We start from the raw sequence: 22,810 nt of genomic DNA on the forward strand, positions 1-22,810 counted from the left end.
GGAATTCGCTATGCACGTTGCCATCCGCGCAGCCGGTTTCAGCCTGATGACCATGTTCGTCAGCTGTGGCGTGGGCGCTCAGGATCTCGAAAACCCTATTGGTAAAATCGCAATGGAAGGCGAACTGCCGGCCCATGCGTCCATTGCCAAACTGTACGCCGAACTGGATTTTCAACAGGCCACCCAGAGTTATCTGTGGGCGCTGCCGCTGGTTTCCTACGCGCAATGGCAGGAAGAATTCCGCGACAAGCTGGGCGCCCACAGCGGCGACCTGATGGTGCTCAACAGTTACGAAGACAAACTCGGCGTGATCACCGCCAACGCCACCACGCCGTACATCCTCGGCTTCGTCGACCTCAATGAAACCGGTCCGCTGGTGATCGAACTGCCACCCGGCCCGACGGCGGGCGGCGTGGGTGATTTCTGGCAGCGGGCGATCATCGACATGGGCCAGACCGGCCCGGACAAAGGCAAGGGCGGCAAGTACCTGGTGCTGCCACCGGGTGCCGAGCCGCCGGCCGACGCCGGCAAGTATTACCTGGCCAAATCGGAAACCATGAACGTGCTGGTCGGTTTCCGCGTGCTCGATCCGGACCCGGCCAAGGGCAAGGCGCTGGTCGAGCAATTCAAGATGTACCCGTACGCCAAACGCGCCGAGCCGGGCAAGACCAAACTGCTCTCCCCCGGCGGCAAAGCCTGGTCCGGCACCCAGCCCCGTGGTCTGGCCTATTGGGAACGCCTGCACCAGATCATCCAGAAAGAACCGGTCAACGAACGTGACCGTTTCTACATGGCGATGCTTGCCAGTCTGGGTATCGAGAAGGACAAACCCTTCAACCCCAACGACAACCAACGCAAGGCCCTGGAACAAGGCGCGCAGGTCGGCGAGTTGATCGCCAAGGCCAACACCTTCGCCAAGCGTTTCCCTGATTCGCAGTACTGGCCGGACCGCCAGTGGGACACCGTGCTGAACATCGCCGAACCATCGCAACGCGTGGCCTATTACGACCAGTTGTGGGAACGCAGCGCCTGGTTCTACGAAGCGGTGACCAACACCAAAGGCATGGTTTCCAAGACCCCGGGCCTGGGCCAGACCTACCTCGGCGCCTACACCGACGCCAAGGGCAACTGGCTCGACGGTGGCAAGAGCTATCGCCTGCACGTCGGCGCCAATCCGCCGGCCAAGCAGTTCTGGTCGATGACTGTGTACGACATCGACAGCCGTTGCCTGATCGACAATCCGCAGCGCAAGGCTGACTTGTCATCCCGCCAGGACCTGAAAAAAAACGCCGACGGCTCGGTGGATCTGTACTTCGGCCCGACCGCGCCTGCGGGTTTCGAAAACAACTGGGTGCAAACCCTACCGGGCAAGCACTGGTTCAGCTATTTCCGCCTGTACGCCCCGACCGAAGCCTACTTTGACAAAAGCTGGAAACTCGACGACATCACGGCCGTGGAATGACGCCCAAGGGTTCAATAAGGATTTTTATGAATAACCGCATGTTGCTCACCGCACTCTCTCTCACCCTGAGCACCAGCGCCTGGGCCGATTTCACCGCCACTGCGCAAGAAGCCCGAAGCATCGCCAAGGAAGCCTATTTGTACGGCTTCCCGATGGTGGAAATGTACAAGACCCTCTACACCCAGGCCGTGGACAAGAAGAGCCCGAACTTCAAGGCACCGTTCAACCAGATCGGTAACACCGCCAAGGCGTTCACTGCCAAGGACACCGCGTTCGTCACGCCGAATGCCGACACGCCTTACTCCTTCATCTGGATGGACCTGCGCGCCGAACCGTTGGTGCTGACCCTGCCGCCCATCGAAGAGCACCGTTACTACTCGGTGCAACTGATCGATGCCTACACGCTGAACTTTGCGTACCTGGGCACCCGCAGCACCGGCAACAATGGCGGTAATTTCATGATCGCCGGGCCGGACTGGCAAGGTCAGCAACCGCTGAAAATCGACCGGTTGCTGCGCAGTGAAAGCAACATCGCCTATGCGCTGTACCGCACTCAGTTGTTCGATGATAAAGACCTGGACAAGGTCAAGGACATCCAGAAGGGTTACAAGGTCGAGCCACTCAGCCGCTATGTGGGGCACAAGGCCCCGGCTGCCGCGCCAAAAGTCGACTGGCCCAAACCCTTGCCGGGCATGAGTGACACGCCTGACCTGTTCCGCTACCTGAACTTCATGCTGGCGTTCGCCCCGGCGCAGGACGTGGAGAAAGACCTGCTCGCGCGCTTCAAGACAATCGGCATCGAAGCCGGCAAACCTTTCACGTTGACCACGCTCACGGGCGATCAGCGTAAGGCGCTGGAAGACGGTATCGCCGACGCCAAGGCCGAGTTCGAACAGTTCAAAAAAGACCAGGTCGATACTCACCAGGTCAGCAGTGGCGACTTGTTTGGCACCCGCGATCACCTCAAGGGCAACTACCTGTACCGCTACGCCGGCGCCAACATGGGGATCTTCGGCAACTCTGCAGAAGAAGCGAATTACATCGGCTACTTCGTCGACAAGGACGGCCAGCCGGTCGATGCCTCGAAACACGATTACACCCTGCATTTCGACAAGGGCGCCCTGCCCCCGGCCGACGCGTTCTGGTCGCTGACCATGTACAACGGCAAGAACAAACTGCTGGTGGCCAACCCGCTGAATCGCTACCTGATCAACTCGCGCATGTTGCCTGGCCTCAAGCTCGACAGCGACGGCGGGCTGACCCTTTACGTGCAGAACAAGGCACCGGCCAAAGACCTGCAAAGCAACTGGCTGCCGGCGCCAAATGGCCCGTTCTACGGCGTCCTGCGCTTGTACTTGCCAAAACCTGAAGTCGTCAGCGGCCAATGGAAAATGCCGCTGCTGACACCCGTCACCCCACAAAAACAATAAGCGGAGTCCGTCATGGTCAGGCCTTTTGTAGTACGTCCTTTGCTGGCCTTGTGCGTGTTCGGTGCCAGCCCGTTGCTCCTCGCGGCCGAGGGCGGTGTCGGTCGGCCGATCACCGGCCAGCAGGTGTTTTCCAATGCCGGGATCGTGCCGCCGGAACCCGGTTGGGTGATGCCCCTGACCAGCATCTGGTACGACGGTGACCTCAAGGGCAACGCTCAGGTGCCGATCGTGGGCGAACTCAGTACCGGCCTGGACATGAAAGTTTCCTACACCATGGCCAACTTCATGCATATCTGGGACACCGGCAAGAGTCGCTGGAACTACGCCTCGGCCATCGGCGTGCCCGTGCAGTACACCGACATCACGGCGAGCATCACCGGCCCGCGTGGCCGGACCCTGGGCACCGAGGACACCGGTACGCAATTCGCCGACATGCTGGTGACGCCAATCGCTGCCGGTTACCACTTCGATGAGCTCAACCATCTCTCGTTGTCCCTGCCGATCTACGTGCCGACCGGCGCCTACAACGATGACCGCCTGGCCAACCCCGGGCAGAACAATTACACCTTCATGCCCACCGTGGCCTTCACCCACCTGGACGGCAAGGGTGGCGAGTTCACCCTGTCGAGCGGCCTGGAGTTCTACACCGAGAACGATGCCACGGATTATCGCAACGGCAACATCTTCACCCTTGATGCACTGTGGACCCACGGCTTCGGCAACGGCTGGAACGCCGGCCTGGCAGCAGGTTACATCCAGCAGCTCACCGATGACTCAGGGGAAGGTGCCAGCAGTGGCTTTCGCGGACGTTCGGTGGGCGCCGGCCCGGTGGTGGGCTGGGCCGGCAAGTTCGCTGACGCCGAGGCCAACTTGAGTCTCCGCTGGGTGCCGGAGTTCGACACCAAGAACCGGCCCGAAGGCAACGGCATTGCCGTCAATATGACCTTGGCGTTTTTCTAGGAGCTGACCAGGGATGGCCATCAATTCGAAATGGACTTTATGCAGTGTGCTGTTCAGCAGCCTGGCCTGCGCCAGCGGCGACTTGCCGACACTCGGCAGCACACCGGCGCAGCCCGCAGCCAAGGGTGATCCCGAGACCTGCCATCGACTGCAACAGGATTTCGACATCGACCTGAAGAAGGTCGTGGCCGCCGGCTGCGACCCCTCCACCGAACAAATCGCCAAATTGATGGATAACCCGGTGGGCAATCTGGTGCTGCTGTTCAACCAGTTCGACTACACCGCGCTCAAAGGCCCGAACAGCAACGGCACACGGATGCTCGGCAAATACAGCTTCATGCCGACCTTCCCGATTTCCCTCGGCGAAGACTGGAACCTGATCAACCGCTTACCCATCAGCTATGTCAGCGCGCCAGTCAACCACCGCGCCGGCAACCTGATTGGCATGGGCCCCAGCGACATCCTGAGCGACCGTGGCGATTTCACCTCGGTGGTGCAGGATCCGTTCGACCGCACCAGCGGTTTCGGCGACCTGGCCTATGTCGGTGTGTTCTCGCCCAAGGAACCGGTCCGCTTCGCCGGAGGCGGCAAGTTGGTCTGGGGTTTCGGCCCGACCGCGATGTTCCCCACCGCTGAAGAAGACGTGCTCGGCACCGGCAAATACTCCCTCGGCCCGGCGTTCGTGGCGGCTTATCTGGGCGAAGACTGGACCCTCGGGCTGTTCCCGCAACACTGGTGGTCAGTGGGAGGCGACAGTAACCGCAAAGACGTCAGCCTGACCAACATCCAGTACTTCATCCAGCGCAGCATTCCCGGCCCCGAACAATGGCGCATCGGCATGACGCCCAACGTCACCGTCAACTGGAAAGCTGAGGGCGGCAACAAGGTCACCTTCCCGATCGGCCTCGGTGCCGGGCGGATTTTCAACTTCGGCAAGCTGCCGGTGCGAATCTCCGGGGAGATTCAATACTCGGCGATTCACCCGGACGACCTGATCAGCAGTCGCTGGAATTTTCGCTTGTCGTTCATTCCCGTCATTCCGACTTTCATGTTCTGAAGCATGCCTTTGAGTAAGGAAACTTTTATGACCGCACTCCAAGATCTCAAAGCCCTGCATGCGAGCATCGCCGAAGCCGTGCTCGGCCAGGACGAGGTAATCCGGCAGATTCTGCTCGGCCTCTTGGCCAACGGACACCTGTTGCTCGAAAGCCTTCCGGGCCTCGCCAAGACCCGCACGGTCAAAGCCCTGGCCAAGCACCTGGACGCGAAGATGAGCCGCATCCAGTTCACCCCGGACTTGCTGCCGTCGGACATCACCGGTGCCGAAGTGCTGCATCAGGTCGACGGCAAAAACCAGATCCAGTTCCAGCCAGGGCCATTGTTCGGCAACCTGATCCTCGCGGACGAAATCAACCGCGCCCCGGCCAAGGTGCAGGCAGCGCTGCTCGAAGCCATGGAAGAACGGCAAATCACCGTGGCCGGCAACAGCCATGTGCTGCCCGAGCTGTTCATCGTCGTCGCGACGCAGAACCCGATCGAACAGGAAGGCACCTATCCGCTGCCGGAAGCGCAGATGGACCGGTTCCTGATGAAAGTGCTGCTGGATTACCCCAGCGCAGAAAACGAGAGCCAGGTGCTGCGGCTGCTGCGCGATGAAGAACAGGCGTTCAGTGCCAAGACGCCTGCCGTGCAGGGATTTGCGCTGTCCCAGGAGGTGATCTTCGCCGCGCGCCGTGAAGTCAGCGCGATTCACGTGTCGCCGGCCATCGACCGTTACCTGATCGACCTGATCAACGCCACGCGCCACCCGGCCGATTACGACGCCGACCTCGGCCGCTGGATCGCCCTCGGCGCCAGCCCTCGCGGCGGTATCGGCCTGGACCGTTGCGCCCGCGCCGATGCCTGGTTGCAGGGGCAGGATTTCGTCTCTCCAGACAACGTCCGCGCCGTGGTGCATCCGGTGCTGCGCCATCGCTTGCAGTTGAGCTACGACGCGGTGGCCGACGGCGTGACGGCCGATCAGGTGCTTGATCGCTTGCTCGACAACGTCGCGATTCCTGCATGAATACCGACGGTCTGGTCTATGTCTCTCTGGCGCAGTTGATGGCGCTGGAGTTCAAGGCCCATGACCTGAGTTTCCTCGCCCGCCAGCCGCAAGGCAGCCTCCTCGCCGGCAACCATGCCTCAAGGCTGCGCGGTCGTGGGCTGAATTTCGATGAACTGCGCCGCTATCAGCCGGGGGACGATTTGCGCCACCTCGACTGGCGTGCATCGCTACGCACCGGCAAACCGGTGGTGCGCACTTTCACCGAAGAGCGCGACCGCCCGGCGTTAATCCTCGTGGACCAGCGCATGTCGATGTTCTTTGGCTCGCAACGCAGCTTCAAATCCGCGATCGCTGCCGAACTCGGTGCGCTGGCGGCATGGATGGTGTTCAACGCGGGCGACCGGGTCGGTGGCCTGGTGTTCAACGACCAGCGTATCGACAGCGTCGCGCCGCTGCGCAGCCGCAAGCGGGTCGAGGCGTTGTGCAGCCGCATCGCCCAACAGAATCAGCAATTGAATGCCAGCAACCCGGACGCCGAAGGTGAAGACCAGCTCGACAAGGTGTTGCAGCATTGCCTGGCGTTGGCGGGTCACGATCACCTGATCTGCATCGTCAGCGACTTTGCCGGCGCCGGTGAGCGCACTTTGCAATTGATGCGGCAGCTGTCGGCGCACAACGACGTGATCGCCATGCAGGTCTACGACCCGTTGGCGCTAAACCTGCCGCAGAACGGCCGGGTGCTGATCACCCAAGGCCAATTGCAAGTGGAACTGGCGGTTGAGCAGCGCAGTGTGCATCAGCCGTTGGGGGATTTTCTCAGCGGTCGGCTCAGGGACGTCGCCACGTTGCTGCGCCGCAGTCAGGTGCCGCTGATGATGTTCAGCACGACCACCGATGCTCAGGAACAACTGCGCGCCGAACTGGGCAAGCTCAGCGGTGGCCGTCGATGAACCCGAATATTCCGAGCATTGAACAACTCAAGGAGTTGGCGCTGCCGGCACCGGTCAGCTATGTGCCACAGACGTGGGGTTGGTGGGTGTTGCTCGGGTTGCTGGTGATGACCGCGTTGATCGTCGCCGCCCGCCGGTATTGGCAGTGGCGGCGCGACCGTTACCGGCGCGAGGCGTTGGTGCGGCTGGCACAGCTGCAAAAACGCAGTGACGATTTGAATGCGTTGCGCGAGCTTCCAGAGTTGCTCAAACGGGTCGCCCTCTCCATGCCGCACACAAAACCTGTGGGAGCGGGCTTGCCCGCGATGAGGCCCTCACATTCAACGTTTATGTCAACTGCACCGACGCTATCGCGGGCAAGCCCGCTCTCACAAGGGGTTGCGGCGTTAGGGAAAGAGGATTGGCAAGCCTTCCTGCAGCAGCACATCGCTGAGCCATTGCCGGCCGATTTCAGCCAGCAACTGGCAACGCTGGCCTACGCCCCGGATGCCACGTTGCGTGCCCTGCCGAGCGAACAACGCCAACACCTGTTCGACACTTGCAAACTCTGGGTGGAGCGTCATCATGTGGCAGCTTGATTACCCCTGGCTGCTACTCCTGTTGCCCCTCCCATGGTTTGGCTATCGCTACTTGCCCGATTACCGCGAGGCTCGCAGCGCCGTGCGCGTGCCGTTTTTCGGCGCGATGAGCCGCGCGGTCGGCCAGGCACCGAGTCAGGCCGGGGCCCGCAGCAATCGCTGGCAACTGCTGCTGAATCTAGTGGTCTGGGCGTTGCTGCTGCTGGCGGCCTCGCGCCCGGTGTATGTCGAGAAACCCATCGAGCGCCAACAACCGGTGCGTGACCTGATGCTGGCCATCGACATTTCCCAGTCCATGGAAACCACTGACTTCACCGACAGCAACGGCCAGAAAATCAACCGTCTGGCGGCGGTCAAGGACGTGGTGCACGGCTTTATCGACAAACGCAAAGACGATCGCCTCGGCCTGATCGTGTTCGGCAGTGGCGCCTACCCGCAAGCGCCGCTGACCCTCGATCACGCCAGCCTGTCGCTGTTGCTCGACGATACAGGCATCGGCATGGCCGGCCCGAACACGGCGATCGGCGACGCCATCGGCCTGAGCCTGAAGCTGCTCGACCAGGCCCACGAACAGGAAAAAGTGCTGATCCTGCTGACTGACGGTAACGACACCAGCAGCGCCATTACCCCGGATCACGCGGCCTCTATGGCCGCCGCCAAAGGTGTGGTGATTCATACCATCGGCATCGGCGACCCGACCGCTGAAGGCGAAGCCAGGGTCAACCTGCAAGGCTTGCAGCAGATCGCCGAAGCGACCGGCGGAAAATTCTTCCGCGCCGAAGACCGTACCGCGCTGGATCAGGTCTATAGCACCCTCGACAAGCTCACCCCGCACCAGGTGAAAACCCTCAGCCACCAGCCCAAGCGCGATCTGTTCTGGTGGCCGCTGGGCGCAGCGATCGGTTTGCTCGGGGTTTATCACCTGTGCGCCCTGCTGCTTCCGCGCCTGACCATCGCCCGTCAGCGGCGGGAGGCCTGAGATGGACATCAACTTCAGCGACTTGCATTTCCTGCGTCCGCTCTGGCTGTTGCTGACGCCGTTCGGCGCGCTGTTGCCGATGCTTTGGCGCCGCAGTCATGACTTGCAACGACGCCTGCGCAGCAATATCGCCGGGCACTTGCTGCCGCATTTGCTGATCACACCAGAGGATCAACAGCGATTGCGGCCGGTGCATCTGGTGTGTGCACTGTTGATACTGGGCGCGATCGCTGCGGCTGGACCGACCTGGGAACAGGACCGCCCGGATTTTCTGGAAAACCGCGCACCGCTGATCATTGCCGTCGACCTGTCGCCGTCGATGGACGCCAACGACGTGCAGCCCAGTCGACTGGAAGCGGCGAAACACAAACTCCACGACCTGATCCAACGCCGCGCCGGCGCCCGGAACGCGCTGATCGCCTATGCCGGCAGCGCCCATCTGGTGCTGCCAGCGACCGACGATCCAGCGCTGCTCGACACCTTCATCCAGGCCCTGAGCACCGACCTGATCGGCAAACCGGGGAAAGACGTCGGCGCCGTGATCGAGCAAGCCAAACGCCTGCTCGCCGCCGAGAAAACCCCGGGCACCCTGTTGCTGCTCACCGACGGTGCCGACGCCTCACAGCTCGACGGTCTCGACAAGTTATTGGACGGCAGCGCGCTGCAAGTCATTATCCTGGCCGTCGGCAGCGAGGACGGCGGGATCATCCACGATGCCAACGGCCAACCGCGCACCGACAGCAACGGTCGCCCGGCACTCGGCCGTTTCGATCAAGCGGCCCTCAAGCAGCTTGGATCGAAGCTCGATGCGCCGCTGGGCAGCCTGACGCTCAATGACGACGACCTGGACTGGATCGAGCTGCACGCCCAGCAGCATTTCCAGGCGGCCAGCGACGAACAGCGCGAGCTGCACTGGAAAGACGCCGGTTACTGGCTGTGCTGGCCGTTGTTGCTGATTGCTTTCTTTAGCGTGCGCAAGGGTTGGAGCCTGAACTGGATGGCCGGATGGCTGCTGGCGCTGGGCATCGGATTACAACCGGCACCGGCCGAAGCCAATGCGCTGACCGATGCCTTTTTCACCCCGGACCAGCAAGGTCGCTGGGCCTTCGAACACCAGCACTTTCCTCAGGCGGCCGCGCATTTTGTCGACCCGTACTGGAAAGGCATCGCGGCCTACAACGCGGCGGATTTCGACCTGGCACTGGCCAGTTTCGCGCGCCTGCAAACACCCCAGGCGTATTTCTATCTGGGCAATATCTACGTGCGACGTTTCAAGTTCGACGAGGCCATCGCGGCGTACACCCAAGCGTTGAAATTACAGGCGCAATTCCCTGAAGCCACGGCCAACCTGGCGTTGGCGATTGCCTTGCAGAAAGACACCGACAGCGCCGCGCAGAACGCGCCTGAGGTCAAGCCTGACGAAATTAAAATGGACAAGGCGCCGGGCAAGGGTCAGAGCAAGCCGGTTGAGACTGAACAGGCGGCGTCGGATGAACAGTGGTTGCAGAACCTGACCACTTCACCGGCGAAGTTCTTGAAGCAGAAATTCAGTTTGCAGGATCAGGCGGGGGGTAAGCCATGAACCGAGTTGCGGCCTTCGCTGGCAAGCCAGCTCCTACAGGGGATTTGCGGCGCACACAGATCAAATGTGGGAGCGGGCTTGCCCGCGATGGCGGCAGTTCAGCCACAGCAGCAATCAGCACCTTGCTCCTCTGCCTGCTCACCACAGGCGCCCTGGCCGCCGAACCCGAACTGAGGGTCCAGGCCAGCCTGCAACCCACCACCCCACCCATGGTGGGCGGCATTGTCGAACTGCAACTCGACATCCTCACCGACAGCTGGTTCACCAGCGCCCCCACCCTGCCCGACCTCAAGCTGCCCGGCGCGCTGGTCATGCCGCCCGACGGCCACGCCGAGCACCTGAACCAGACACTCGACGGCAAATCCTTCAACGGCATGCGCTACAGCTACCGGATCACCCCGAGTCTGGCTCAGGGCTTCGACATCCCGCCCTTGACCGTGCGCGCCACACCCGGCCAGGCCAGCACCGAGTTGAGCGCCCAGAGCCAGCCACTGCACTTCAATGCGGCGCAACCACCGGGCTTCAAACCCGGTGAACCGGTGCTGGTGGCACAAGCGCTGCGTTTCACCCAAAAGGTCCTCGACTCGGCCACCCCGCTGAAAGTCGGCGACAGCGTCACCCGACAACTGACATTGCAAGCCGACGGTGCGCTGGCCATGTCGCTGCCAACACCGTCACTGGCGGACGTCGCTGGCCTCAGCCGTTACCCGAAAAACCCGCAAGTGAGCAACCTGGATGACGGTCGTGGCAACTTCAACGGCGGTCAACGTATCGATACCGCGACCTATCGGATCGACACCCAAGGTCAATACAGCCTGCCGGCGATCGAGTTGAAATGGTGGGACGCCAGCAGCCAGCAAACCCGTACCGCGCAAGTCCCGGCCGTGACCTTCGAGGCCGTGGCCAACAGTGCTTATCGACCCGTGTTCTCGATCACCGATGACCTGAAAAAACTTGGCCAGCAAAGCCGCCTGCACCTTTCCGAGCATTGGTTTGGCGTATTGGCGTTGCTGGTAATCGTGGCGCTGGCCGCCTGGTTTGCCCGCCCCGTGATGCAGCGTGCGTACCTTGGCTGGCAGGCCCGGCGCGTCGCCCGACACACGATGTGGCTGGAGTCCGCCGATTACGCCTGGCAGCAGATTCCGGCGCAGCTCGATAGCCAACCGCCGCAGTTGAGCGCGCTGTACCTGTGGACCCGGCGCCGGCGCAAGGGCCTGAAACTGACCAACCTGGGCCCGCGCCTGCAAGCACTGTTGCGCGCCTGTTACGGCCGCGAGCCGACCGAAGATCAGGCGCTGCGCCAACTCAAGCAATCCTTGGCTACGCTGCATAGTCAGACCGAAAGCAACAGAGAATCAGCCGCACCGGCACTGCACCCACTCAATCCCGTTCACGAGAAGGATTTCCCATGACGAACCCGATACCGAGCCATCAACGCCACGGACTGAAACTGTTGTTGACCTTGGCGTTGAGCCTGCCGCTGCTGGCCCTGGCTGCCGAGCCGCTGCCTTCGTGGAACGACGGCCCGGCGAAAAAGAACATCATCGAGTTCGTCCAGACAGTCACCGATCAAGGCAACAAGGACTTCGTCAAACCCGAGGACCGCATCGCGGTGTTCGACAACGACGGCACCTTGTGGAGCGAGCAGCCGATGTACTTCGAATTGTTGTTCGCCCTCGAAGAGGTCAAGCGCACCGCGCCGCAACACCCGGAATGGCAAACCACCCAACCGTTCAAAGCCGTTCTGGAAAACGATCACAAGGCGCTGGCCGCCACCGGCATGGACGGCATCCTGAAGATCTTCGGTGCAACCCACACCGGCATGACCACCGACGCTTTCGACGACTACGCCAAGACCTGGCTGACCCAGGCCCGCCATCCAAAGACCGGCAAGCCGTACACCGAGATGATCTTCCAGCCAATGCTGGAAATGCTCGACTACCTGCGCAGCCAGGACTTCAAGACCTACATCGTTTCCGGCGGCGACACCGCGTTCATGCGCGCCTTCGCCGAGAAGGTCTACGGCATCCCGCCGGAGCAGGTGATCGGCACCACGTTCGTCACCGCGTTCCAGTACAAGGACGGCAAAGCGTCGATCGTGCGCACGCCAAAACTGGCGCATAACGATGACGGCCCGGGCAAACCGGAAAGCATCGATGCGGTGATCGGGCGCCGACCGATTCTCGCGTTCGGCAACTCCGATGGCGACCTGCAAATGCTGCAGTGGACTGCCGCAGGGCCGGGTAAACGCCTCATGGGGCTGGTGCATCACACCGACGCCAAACGTGAATGGGCCTACGACCGACAGTCGCAGATCGGCCGTCTGGACAAGGCCCTGGACGAAGCAAAAACCCGTGGCTGGACCCTCGTCGACATGGCCGCCGATTGGCGCCGGATCTATCCTTTCGATGCCGCCAACACTGAGCAAGTGCAATAAAGAAACGTAACGCAGGACCGCAAAAAACGTTTGTCGCCACACAGCGACTCTAGCAAGCAAAAGGAGCAAGTCAGATGACTCGCATACGCACGTGGTTACCGAAGCTCGCCCTGGTGGCGGCCTCGGTAATGGCGATTTCGGCAACTGCCGGGGCCGCTGAAAAACCCAACATTCTAGTGATCTTCGGCGATGACATCGGCCAGACCAACATCAGCGCCTATTCGATGGGCGTGGTCGGCTACAAGACTCCGAACATCGACCGGATTGCCAAGGAAGGCATGATGTTCACCGACTACTACGCGGAGAACAGCTGTACCGCCGGACGCTCGTCGTTCATCACCGGCCAGACGCCGCTGCGTACCGGTCTGTCGAAAGTCGGTATTCCTGGCGCACCGGTGGGCTTGCAGAAACGCGATATCACCATCGCCCAGGCGCTGAAGTCCCAGGGCTACGCGACCGGCCAGTTCGGCAAGAACCATCTGGGCGACCGGGATGAATACCTGCCGACCAACCATGGCTTCGACGAATTCTTCGGCAACCTGTACCACCTCAACGCTGAAGAAGAACCTGAGCGTCCGTACTGGCCAAAAGACGATGCTGCGTTCGTCAAGGCCAACACCCCGCGCGGCGTGATCCACAGTTTCGCCGACGGCAAGATCGAAGACACCGGCGCGCTGACCACCAAGCGCATGGAAACCATCGACGACGAAACCACCGCCGCTGCGCAAGCGTTCATCGAGAAACAGGCCAAGGCGGACAAGCCGTTCTTCGTCTGGATGAACACCACCCGCATGCACGTGTTCACCCACGTACGTGATTCGATGAAGGGCCAGAGCGGCATGCCCGGCAACGAGTACGCGGACGGCATGCTCGAGCATGACGGTGACGTCGGCAAACTGCTGAAGACCCTCGACGACCTGAAAATCGCCGACAACACCATCGTCGTCTACACCACCGACAACGGCCCGAACCAGTTCTCCTGGCCGGACGCGGCGACCACGCCGTTCCGCAACGAGAAGAACTCCAACTGGGAAGGCGCCTACCGCGTGCCGGCGATTGTTCGTTGGCCGGGCAAGATCAAGGCCGGTGAAGTCTCCAACGAGATGTTCTCGGGCATGGACTGGTTCCCGACCTTGCTCGCGGCGGCTGGCGATGCCGATGTCAAAAACAAGCTGCTCAAAGGCTGGGCACCGACCTCCGGCGGCAACAACTTCAAAGTGCACCTGGACGGTTTCAACCAACTGCCTTACCTGACCGGACAACAGCCTAAAGGCGAGCGCAAGGAGTTCTACTACTTCAACGATGACGGCGTGCTGGTGTCGATGCGCTTCGACAACTGGAAAGTGGTGTTCTGCGAACAACGCCAGCCGGGCGGCTTCCGGGTCTGGAGTGAACCGTTCGTGTGCCTGCGGGTGCCGAAAATCCTCAACCTGCGGATGGACCCGTATGAACGCGCCGACGTGGTGTCCGATCAGTTTTATGACTGGAACACCAAAAACGTCTACTTGGCGGCTGTAGCCGTCGGCAAGTCTGCTGAGTTCCTGCAAACGTTCATCGAGTACCCACCGAGCCAGAAACCGGCGAGCTTCAGCATTGACCAGATCCGTGCTGCCGTGGATGCAAAAATCGCTGAAAAAATGAAGAGCCAGCCTGCACAGTAAAACCGCTTGACCGCCGCTCGCCTTCACCGGCGAGCGGCCTTGTTTCAGGAATGTAAACACATTCCCCCTGTAGGAGCTGGCTTGCCAGCGAAGACTGACGTCCAGTCACTGGATGATGTTGCCTGAACCAACGCTTTCGCTGGCAAGCCAGCTCCTACAGGGTTTTGTTTCCAATTCGAATTTTGTACAAGGCAACAGACCCATGTCCACACGTGTCGCCAGCAAGTCGTCGGCCATACCTGCCCCTCACGTCGCCACCCCGGCGCTGCTGATCCCTGCCCTGTTGTTATTCGTCTCCGGTGCTGCGGCGCTGGTCTATCAGGTGTTGTGGATCAAGCAGCTGTCGTTGGTGGTAGGCGTCGAGGTGTACGCCATCACCACCGGGATCAGCGCGTTTTTTGCCGGGCTGGCATTGGGTGGTTTGCTGTTCGGACGTTGGGCCGATCGCTTGCAGCAACCGATCCTGTTGTATGCGGGGCTGGAAGTGCTGGTGGCTATTCTCGGCGTTGGCGCGACTTTCGCCATGAGCCTCGCGGCCGGCCCGTTTGCCTGGCTGGAACAGCATATCGGCGTACTGGCCTGGGTCCTGCCGTTTGCCTTGGTGGGCATTCCGGCGCTGCTGATGGGCGGCACCCTGCCGGTGTTGGTTCGCTCGTTGGCCGCCGATCCGCAGCACCTGGGCAAGGCTGGCGGTCAGCTCTACGCCGCGAACACCGCCGGGGCCATCGCCGGCACGCTGCTGGCGGCGTTCGTGCTGATTGCCACCCTCGGCGTACGCGGCAGCGCCTTGGCGGCGGCGATGCTCAACCTGCTGGCCGCCGCCGGTGCCGTGTGGTTCCAACGCCATCATTCGATGCCGGCAGATGCCCCGGTCAAACACCCCGCCAGCAAAGCGCCCGACCGTCTGGCGCTGTGGCTGTATTCCATTGCTGGCGGTGTGGCCCTCGGTTACGAAGTGGTCTGGTCGCAGGCCATCGTGCAGTTCATGAGCACCCGCACCTACGCTTTTGCCGTGGTGCTGGCGACGTACCTCACCGGCCTGTTTCTCGGCAGCGTGCTGCTGGCCCGTCGGGTTGATCGCCTGCGCGATCCCTGGGGCGTGTTCGGTCTGCTGATCGCCGGTGCGGGGTTGGTCGCCCTGCTGGAAATCGCCCTGCTCGGGCGCTGGCTGGTCGTCGCCCAAAGCGTCGCCGAAGCCTGGGTTTTATCGTTGGGCGCCAGTGAACTGCCGGGCATGAGCGCACGGTTTGCCGTCGCCGCATTGAGCATCGTATTTGTCCCGACCCTGTTGCTTGGCGCGGCGTTTCCCCTGGCGTTGCGCCTGAGCGTCGGCCGCGACCACGTGGGGCGTCATGTCGGCGAGGTGGTGGCGTTCAATACCTTGGGCGGCATCATCGGTGTGATGCTCTGCGGGTTTGTGCTGATCCCGATGCTGGGGCTGGTTCGTACCCTGGGGTTGTTGGCGATTATCGCGGCCGGGATCGGCTACTTCGCGGTGCGCAAGGGTCATGGCGTGAAGAAAGGCCGGCGTCAGGGCGTGATCGCGGTCGGCCTGCTGTCGTTGGCCCTCGCGCTGCTGACCCCGGTGGACAAGCTCGCCAGCCTGCTCCCCGGTGCACGCAACGCGACGCTGGCATTCTACGAAGAAGGTCGCGGCGGCACCGTGGCCGTGGTCACTCAGGGCAAGGGGCAGAAAGCGTTCCAGCGTTTGTATATCCAGGGTGTGTCCAACACCGGTGACGCCATGCCGTCCCTGCGCTACATGCGCATTCAGGCGCTGTTGCCGCTGCTGATCCACAACGGTGAACCGCGCTCGGCGCTGGTGATCGGTTTCGGCACGGGCATCACGGCGGGTGCGCTGACGCGCTATCCAGGGCTGGAACATCGCGTCGTCGCGGAGCTGCTGCCCTCGGTGGTCAAAGCGGCCCCGTTGTTCAAGGGGAATTTCAACGCCGCCGCGGATCCGGCGGTCGATGTGCGGCTGCGCGACGGTCGTCAGGAATTGCTGCGCAACCCGCAACGCTACGACCTGATCACCCTCGAACCCCCACCGCCCTCCGCCGCTGGCGTGGTGAATCTGTATTCCCGCGCCTTCTACCAATTGGCCGCCAGCCGCCTGGAGAACAAAGGCCTGGTCGCCCAGTGGCTGCCGTTACCGACCCAGAACATCGACGACTCGCGCTCGCTGGTGCGCAGCTTCCTCGACGTCTTCCCTTACGCCACGCTCTGGACCAGCGAGTTCCACGAGATGCTACTGGTGGGTTCGCTTGAACCGATCGAACTGGATGCCGCGAAAATCAGCCAACGTTTCCAGCAGGACAGCGTTCGCAGCACCTTGCAGGACGTGGGCATCGGTTCAGCCGCGGCGTTGCTGGCGACCTGGGTGACCGATCGCGCAGGGCTGGAACGTTTCGCCGCTGACGCTCAACCGGTGACCGATGATCAGCCGCGTATCGAATATGCGCCGTGGGTCCGGGCCAAGGAGATCAGCCGCGTGCTGCCGGCCTTGCTCGACCTGCGTATCGCGCCACCGTTGGTGAATGCCGATGCGGGTTTCAACGAGCGGATGAATGCGCACCAGCAACGCCTGATGCAGTTCTATCGGGCGAGTCTGCATGCGTATGACGGCGACCGAGATGCCTGGGCCAGGGATATTCGCGAGGTGATGCGCGGGGATGGGGGGAATCCGTATTACCGGTGGTTTGTCGGGGAATGATTCGGCGACTTTCAGACCGCCATCGCGGGCAAGCCTCGCTCCTACAGGGACCGCGTAAACCTGTAGGAGCGAGGCTTGCCCGCGAAGAGGCCATCAGCCCCAGTACATCACTTGGATTTGAGTTTCAAATACGACTGATGCATATCCGCCGCCCAACCATCGATCACGCCTTTGACGTCATCGGCCTTCATCACCTGAGCGTCGTTCTCCAACGGCTTGCCGGTGCCCTTGCGCACGACCTGGGCCAACATATGATTGTTGCCACCGTCGAGAAACACCGCTTCAGTGGCCAGGTCGGTTTCCTGATCGCGAATGCCGCTGGCGGTGCTGACCGCTGCGGCCACCAGGGCAATCGGAATGACTTCATAAGGCTTGAGGCCTTCGGTCTTGCTGCTGACCGCGGTGATTGCAGCACGCACCACGATCACACCCGGACCAGGACCAGTGGCCAACGGCAAGGATTTACCGATTTCACGCTTGAGCGCCTGATCGTAGTAACCGGTGATGCCGTTCAACGTCGCCTGAGGAATTTTCACCGTCGGTTGAGGCTTGGGATAGAGCTGGGTCGGTTCGACGTAGACGCTGGTGAATTTGCTGATGTCGAGCTTGGGATCGACCCAGCGCATCACCGTGGCACCCGATGGCGACTTGGCTTCCTTGAGCTGGCTGTAGTCCTTGAGAAAGCCCGAATACTGGTCCGGCTCAACGACTTTGCTGGCACAGCCGACCAATCCGATCGAGGCCATGCACACCGTGCTCATCATTAACGCAAGCTTCATGCTGTAACTCCTGTAAGTAGATCGGTAACGGTAAAAGTAAGGGTGGTACAGGTATAGCCAATGCAGAGCTTTTCGTTATGAAAAATCACACTATTCATCTAACGCTACACAGAGATCATAACCGTCATTTGACAGACGCCGGCCATCCGGCAAAGCTGCATCTCGCTTGAACGCGCGCCTGACGGCAAACGCACCTGGACTACGGAAGTCGCAATGCCGAAACATAAAAATAAAACTGTAAACCCGAACCCTGATTCGCAACCGACCTTGATCAATCGCTATCTGTTTCCCGTCATCATCGGCGTTCTGCTGGCGGCCGTCGCGGGCATCGGCTGGTTTCTGCTCAGCAGCCATCCGGCCCCCGTGACCTATGCACCGGTGAGCGCACCGGTGGCTCAGCCGGTCAAACCGCAACCGGTTGCCGCGCTGCCGGCGAAGATGGTCGATGAGCAACAATGCCAAGGCTGCCACAGCGAACAGGTCAAGGACTGGCGAGGCTCGCATCACCAATTGGCGATGCAGCAAGCGAACGCTGAAACCATGCTGGGCGACTTCAACAACGTCACCTTCAAAGCGGAAAACGAAACCACCCGTTTCTCGCGCAAGGACGACGGATTCTGGGTCAACACCCCCGGCATCGACGGCAAGAACGCAGACTTCAAAGTGGCCTACACCTTCGGCATCGCGCCGTTGCAGCAATATTTGATCGAGGTCGGCGAAGGTCGGCTGCAAGCCTTGGGCGTGGCCTGGGATACCGAGAAGCAGCGCTGGTTTCACCTCTATCCGGGCCAGGGCGTGAACTTCAAGGACCCGCTGCACTGGAGCAAGCCGAGCCAGAACGCCAACTTCATGTGCGTCGAGTGCCACACCACTGGCTACAAGCGCAATTTCGATGCGGTGAAAAACACCTTCGACAGTCAGTGGAACAGCCTCGGTGTCGGCTGTCAGGCGTGCCACGGCCCGGCCTCCAATCACCTGGAGTGGACGGCGAAAAAAACTGACCTGATCCACGCCGGGTTTGCCGTCGACCTCAAGGACAAGAACGCCATTGTCGAAATCGAAACCTGTGCCCGCTGCCACTCCCGCCGCGCGCCACTGGGCGATGGTTACACCGCTGGCAAACGCCTGATGGATGACTATCTGCCCAGTGCCCTGACCCGTGAGTTGTATGCCCTGGACGGCAAAATCAAGGATGAAGTGTTCGAACACGGCTCCTTCGCCCAAAGCAAAATGTTCGACAAAGGTGTGCGCTGCAGCAACTGCCACAACCCGCACAGCACCGAGCTCAAGGCGCCGGGTAACGGCGTGTGCCTGCAATGCCACAACACCGCCGGCAAAACCGCCGTTGAAGGTGTCGATGGCAAAGGCTTGCAAGCGAAAAATTACGATTCCATCGAACACACCCGCCACGCCATGGGCCAACCAGGTTCGCAGTGCGTGGATTGCCACATGCCCGGCAAGTTCTACATGGGCAATGACTTCCGGCATGACCACAGTTTCAGCATTCCCAACCCCGAACGGGCGAAAAAGCTCGGCACGCCAGATGCCTGCCTGACCTGTCACCAAGGCAAGGCCGGTGACAAGGACACCGAACAATTCAAGCTCTGGAACACCGCCAACGCCAACGCCGCACAAGCACCGCGTTACGACGAAAGCCTGTGGCTGATTCGCAACGGTCAGCCCGGCGCCGCGCAAGCCCTGTATGAACAGCTGCAACGCAGCAATTTGCCGGCGATTCAACGGGCGACCCTGCTGGCGGAACTGGCGCTGTATCCGAGCGAGCAAGCGCTGAAACTGGCCAGCAAGGACTTGAGCAACCCGGCACCGCAAGTGCGTGAAAGTGCCGTTCGGGCGATCAGCGCGTTCCTGCCACCCCCGGAGCGTGCGCCGTTGTTGACGCCGTTACTGGGCGATCCGGTGAAGGCAGTGCGCATCGCCGCCGCCCGGGATTTATTAAGCGTGGCGCACACCGGTTTGGGCAGTGCCCAGGACAACTGGAATGCGGCCATTGCCGAATACGAAGCGGTGCAGAAGAGCCTGGCCGAACGCGCCGAAGCCAATCTCAACCTGGCCATGCTGTACCAGGCCAGCGGTCGCAGCGGCGAAGTCGAAGCGCTGCTGAGCACGGCCCTCAAGCGTGACCCGGATTTCTACCCGGCGTTGGTGACCCTGGTGCAATGGCTGGAAGCCAGCGGACGTGGCCAAGAGGCGCAAACACTGCTGGCACAGAGCCTCAAAGAACGCCCGGACGCCGCGCTGCTGCAACATACCCAAGGCTTGTCGCTGGTGCGTGCGGGCCAATCGGACCAAGCCATGGCGGCCCTGCGCAAAGCCGCGCAACTGGAACCGCAGAACGCCCAATACGGCTACGTCCTGGCCGTTGCGTTGCACGACAGTGGCAAAATCGACCAAGCCTGCGAAGAGCTGGAACGCTTGTTGAAAGTCCAGCCGGCCAATCGCAATGCACGGCTGGCGCTGATCCAGTACTACCTGCAAAACGGTCAGGAACCCAAAGCCCAGGTGTTGCTGCAAGGCTGGAAGAAAATGAACATGGGTGATCCGGCGTTGAAGTGATCGCGGGCTGATCCGAAGGCCCCTTCGCGGGCAAGCCCGCTCCCACAGGTTTTGCCCGCTCCTTGTGGGAGCGGGCTTGCCCGCGATGGCGTCAGTGCAGGTAAAACTTTTCTCAAGACACGTCGGCCAGAAAACAACTCAACGCCGCCGAAACAACGGCCGAGGCTCAATCACCGAACGCCCATACAACACGCTCATCCCCGCCAATCCCTTGAGCGCATCCTCCGCGGACTTGTCTTCGCGCACTGCAAAGCTGTCAAAACCGCATTGGCGCATATGGCTGAGCTGATCACGCAACACATCGCCGACCGCACGCAACTCGCCGGTCCAGCCCAGTCGCGTGCGCAGCAAGTACGCCTGGCTGTAGGCACGGCCATCACGGAAGCTCGGAAAATCCAGGGCAATCAGCGGCAGCTGCGCAAACCACGGCTTGAGGCTTTCCACCTCATCGTCCGGTCCCAGCCATACGCCCTTTTGTGGTGGACCTTCCAGCCAACGGGCCAACGGCAGAATCACGGCACCCGCCGGCCATTCCTCGTTGGCATCCCTGACCAGGGTCCATGGATCGTCGGCATCAATGCGCGCCACACCTTCTTCAAGTCGCAGCAGGTTGTTCATGCCGACACCTCCAGCAGTTTCGGATAAACCTCCTCTTTGAACGGCTCCAGCCCGATGCGCTGCAAGGTGTCGACGAACAACTCTTCGCTCTCGCGGTAACGGACGAACGTGGCGATGATCCGCTCGATCACCTCGGGTACTTCAGCAGCGCTGAACGAGGGGCCAATAACCTTGCCCAGCGCGCTGTTCTTGCCTTGGGAACCGCCGAGGGTGATCTGATACCACTCGCTGCCGTTCTTATCGACCCCCAGAATGCCGATATTGCCGATGTGGTGATGACCGCAGGCGTTCATGCAACCGGAGATGTTGAGGCTGATGTCGCCCAGGTCATGCAGGTAGTCGAGGTCTTCGAAACGGCCCTGAATCCCTTGCGCGATCGGGATCGACTTGGCGTTGGCCAGCGCGCAGAAGTCACCGCCAGGGCAAGCAAGGATATCGGTCAACAAGCCGATATTGGCGCCCCCCAGGCCTTGCTCGCAGGCCAGGCTCCAGAGCCCGAACAAATCCGCCTTCGGCACATCCGGCAGAACGATGTTCTGCTCGTGAGCGATGCGGATTTCACCGAAACCGAATTGCTCGGACCACGCGGCTACCGCCTCCATTTGTTCGCCAGTGACGTCGCCCGGCGGCGAAGCGATGCCCGGTTTGGTCGACAGCACCACGCTGACGTAACCCGGCACTTTGTGCGGCTGGACATTGCGCGTCACCCAACGGGCGAAGACCGGGTTTTCAGCCAGGCGTGTACCGAACTCCAGATCGGTGTCGGACAGCGCGCGGTAGTCCGGTGCGACAAAGGCACTGGCCACGCGCTCATATTCGACGTCGGTCAACTGCGCCGGGCCGTCCTTGAGGTACTGCCACTCCTCCTCCACTTCTTTGGCGAAGGCCTCGATACCCAGCGCCTTGACCAGAATCTTGATCCGCGCCTTGTACTTGTTATCCCGGCGACCGTGGCGGTTGTAGACCCGCAGCACCGCCTCGCCGCAGGACAGCAGGTGCTGCCACGGCAAGCCCTCGCGGATTTGCAAACCGAGGATCGGCGTACGCCCCAGCCCACCGCCGACGATCACCCGCAGGAGCATTTGCCCGTCCGCGCCCGGATAAAGATAGAGCCCGATGTCATGCATCATGATCGCGGCACGGTCTTGCTCCGCCGAACAAATGGCGATCTTGAACTTGCGCGGCAGAAACAGGAATTCCGGGTTGATGGTCGACCATTGCCGGAGAATTTCCGCCAGGGGTCTCGGGTCGATCATTTCGTCCGCCGCGACCCCGGCAAAGGCTTCGGTGGTGATGTTGCGCACGCAGTTGCCGGAGGTCTGGATCGCGTGCATTTCCACCTGGGCCAGGCGTTCGAGAATGTCCGGCACCTGGGCCAGTTCAATCCAGTTGAACTGCATGTTCTGCCGGGTGGTGAAGTGACCGTAGCCGCGATCGTAATCACGGGCGATGCTGGCCAGCGTACGCATCTGGTTGGCGCTCAGAGTTCCGTAAGGAATCGCCACGCGCAGCATGTAGGCGTGCTTTTGCATGTACAGGCCGTTTTGCAAGCGCAATGGCAGGAATTCTTCCTCGCTCAACTCACCCGCCATGAAACGTTCGACCTGATCGCGAAACTGCGCAACCCGCTCAAACACCAGGGCCCGGTCATAGTCATCGTACTGATACATGTGGCTACCTCATCAGGATTGATCGGGCTCTGCGGCTAATGCCAGTCGGTCAAGTCACAAAAACCTGTGGGAGCGGGCTTGCCCGCGATTGCGGTGGGTCAGTCGACATCTTTATCGAATTTGACTCAGCCATCGCGGGCAAGCCCGCTCCCACAAGGGTCGTGGCGTTCAACCCTTCAACTGTTCGGCATCAGACTTGCGGCTCGTTTTTGAGGTGATGACTATGAACCTGCGGCGCAGGACGTTACAGATTCACCTGAATGCAAAAAAACCATATCAGAGCGCGGCAGATCGCCGCAGGCGTGCGCTCTATCTGATCCGTATAAATGATGTTTTCCTGAGTCTGTTTTGTTTCCGGCGGAGTTTC

17 protein-coding genes are annotated in these 22,810 nt (G+C 61.3%); 14 read left to right on the forward strand and 3 right to left on the reverse strand.

Annotated elements, in window-relative coordinates:
* Positions 1-10: 10 nt before the first annotated feature.
* From AEQ67_RS08665 to AEQ67_RS08725, 13 genes are all read left to right on the forward strand, one after another.
* Positions 11-1,462, forward strand: coding sequence for a DUF1254 domain-containing protein (locus AEQ67_RS08665; RefSeq protein ID WP_059403470.1), 1,452 nt, complete (start codon positions 11-13; stop codon positions 1,460-1,462).
* Between the two features lie 26 nt (positions 1,463-1,488).
* Positions 1,489-2,892 (forward strand): DUF1254 domain-containing protein, encoded by a 1,404-nt coding sequence (locus AEQ67_RS08670; RefSeq protein ID WP_082377796.1) that lies wholly within the window; start codon positions 1,489-1,491, stop codon positions 2,890-2,892.
* 12 nt (positions 2,893-2,904) lie between these two features.
* Positions 2,905-3,852 (forward strand): SphA family protein, encoded by a 948-nt coding sequence (locus AEQ67_RS08675; protein WP_059403472.1) that lies wholly within the window; start codon positions 2,905-2,907, stop codon positions 3,850-3,852.
* 13 nt (positions 3,853-3,865) lie between these two features.
* A complete protein-coding gene (locus AEQ67_RS08680) occupies positions 3,866-4,909 on the forward strand; it encodes a hypothetical protein (RefSeq protein ID WP_059403473.1) in 1,044 nt (347 codons plus the stop codon).
* 27 nt (positions 4,910-4,936) lie between these two features.
* Complete coding sequence (locus tag AEQ67_RS08685; RefSeq protein ID WP_059403474.1) at positions 4,937-5,917, forward strand: AAA family ATPase; 981 nt, start codon at positions 4,937-4,939, stop codon at positions 5,915-5,917.
* Positions 5,914-6,849 (forward strand): DUF58 domain-containing protein, encoded by a 936-nt coding sequence (locus AEQ67_RS08690; protein ID WP_059403475.1) that lies wholly within the window; start codon positions 5,914-5,916, stop codon positions 6,847-6,849. The genes AEQ67_RS08685 and AEQ67_RS08690 overlap by 4 nt, the downstream gene beginning before the upstream one ends.
* Positions 6,846-7,427: a DUF4381 domain-containing protein gene (locus AEQ67_RS08695; RefSeq protein WP_059403476.1), complete on the forward strand. Its 582-nt coding sequence runs from the start codon at positions 6,846-6,848 to the stop codon at positions 7,425-7,427. The genes AEQ67_RS08690 and AEQ67_RS08695 overlap by 4 nt, the downstream gene beginning before the upstream one ends.
* Positions 7,414-8,406, forward strand: a complete 993-nt coding sequence (locus AEQ67_RS08700) for a vWA domain-containing protein (RefSeq protein ID WP_059403477.1) — start codon at positions 7,414-7,416, stop codon at positions 8,404-8,406. The genes AEQ67_RS08695 and AEQ67_RS08700 overlap by 14 nt, the downstream gene beginning before the upstream one ends.
* Before the next feature lies 1 nt (position 8,407).
* Entirely contained in the window at positions 8,408-9,988 is a 1,581-nt protein-coding gene (locus AEQ67_RS08705) for a VWA domain-containing protein (RefSeq protein ID WP_059403478.1), read from the forward strand.
* Positions 9,985-11,400: a BatD family protein gene (locus AEQ67_RS08710; protein WP_059403479.1), complete on the forward strand. Its 1,416-nt coding sequence runs from the start codon at positions 9,985-9,987 to the stop codon at positions 11,398-11,400. The genes AEQ67_RS08705 and AEQ67_RS08710 overlap by 4 nt, the downstream gene beginning before the upstream one ends.
* Positions 11,397-12,425 (forward strand): HAD family hydrolase, encoded by a 1,029-nt coding sequence (locus AEQ67_RS08715; protein WP_059403480.1) that lies wholly within the window; start codon positions 11,397-11,399, stop codon positions 12,423-12,425. The genes AEQ67_RS08710 and AEQ67_RS08715 overlap by 4 nt, the downstream gene beginning before the upstream one ends.
* Before the next feature lie 74 nt (positions 12,426-12,499).
* A complete protein-coding gene (locus AEQ67_RS08720; protein ID WP_059403481.1) occupies positions 12,500-14,086 on the forward strand; it encodes an arylsulfatase in 1,587 nt (528 codons plus the stop codon).
* A gap of 202 nt (positions 14,087-14,288) precedes the next feature.
* Positions 14,289-16,802 (forward strand): fused MFS/spermidine synthase, encoded by a 2,514-nt coding sequence (locus AEQ67_RS08725; protein WP_059403482.1) that lies wholly within the window; start codon positions 14,289-14,291, stop codon positions 16,800-16,802.
* 107 nt (positions 16,803-16,909) lie between these two features.
* Here AEQ67_RS08725 and AEQ67_RS08730 read toward each other — a convergent pair whose 3' ends face one another.
* Entirely contained in the window at positions 16,910-17,581 is a 672-nt protein-coding gene (locus tag AEQ67_RS08730) for a DUF3313 domain-containing protein (RefSeq protein ID WP_059403483.1), read from the reverse strand.
* A gap of 213 nt (positions 17,582-17,794) precedes the next feature.
* On the opposite strand from AEQ67_RS08730, the gene AEQ67_RS08735 reads away from it, so the two are divergent.
* The gene (locus AEQ67_RS08735) at positions 17,795-20,155 is read left to right on the forward strand and encodes a tetratricopeptide repeat protein (protein WP_059403484.1); all 2,361 of its coding nucleotides are present in this window, start codon (positions 17,795-17,797) and stop codon (positions 20,153-20,155) included.
* Between the two features lie 138 nt (positions 20,156-20,293).
* On the opposite strand, the gene AEQ67_RS08740 is transcribed toward AEQ67_RS08735, so the two are convergent.
* Complete coding sequence (locus AEQ67_RS08740; RefSeq protein WP_059403485.1) at positions 20,294-20,773, reverse strand: DUF934 domain-containing protein; 480 nt, start codon at positions 20,771-20,773, stop codon at positions 20,294-20,296.
* On the reverse strand, positions 20,770-22,443 hold the full coding sequence (locus AEQ67_RS08745) for a nitrite/sulfite reductase (protein ID WP_059403486.1): 1,674 nt from the start codon (positions 22,441-22,443) through the stop codon (positions 20,770-20,772). The genes AEQ67_RS08740 and AEQ67_RS08745 overlap by 4 nt, the downstream gene beginning before the upstream one ends.
* Between the last annotated feature and the right edge of the window lie 367 nt (positions 22,444-22,810).

The organism is Pseudomonas sp. RIT-PI-q (genome assembly GCF_001297125.1).
In the GTDB taxonomy this organism is placed as follows: domain Bacteria; phylum Pseudomonadota; class Gammaproteobacteria; order Pseudomonadales; family Pseudomonadaceae; genus Aquipseudomonas.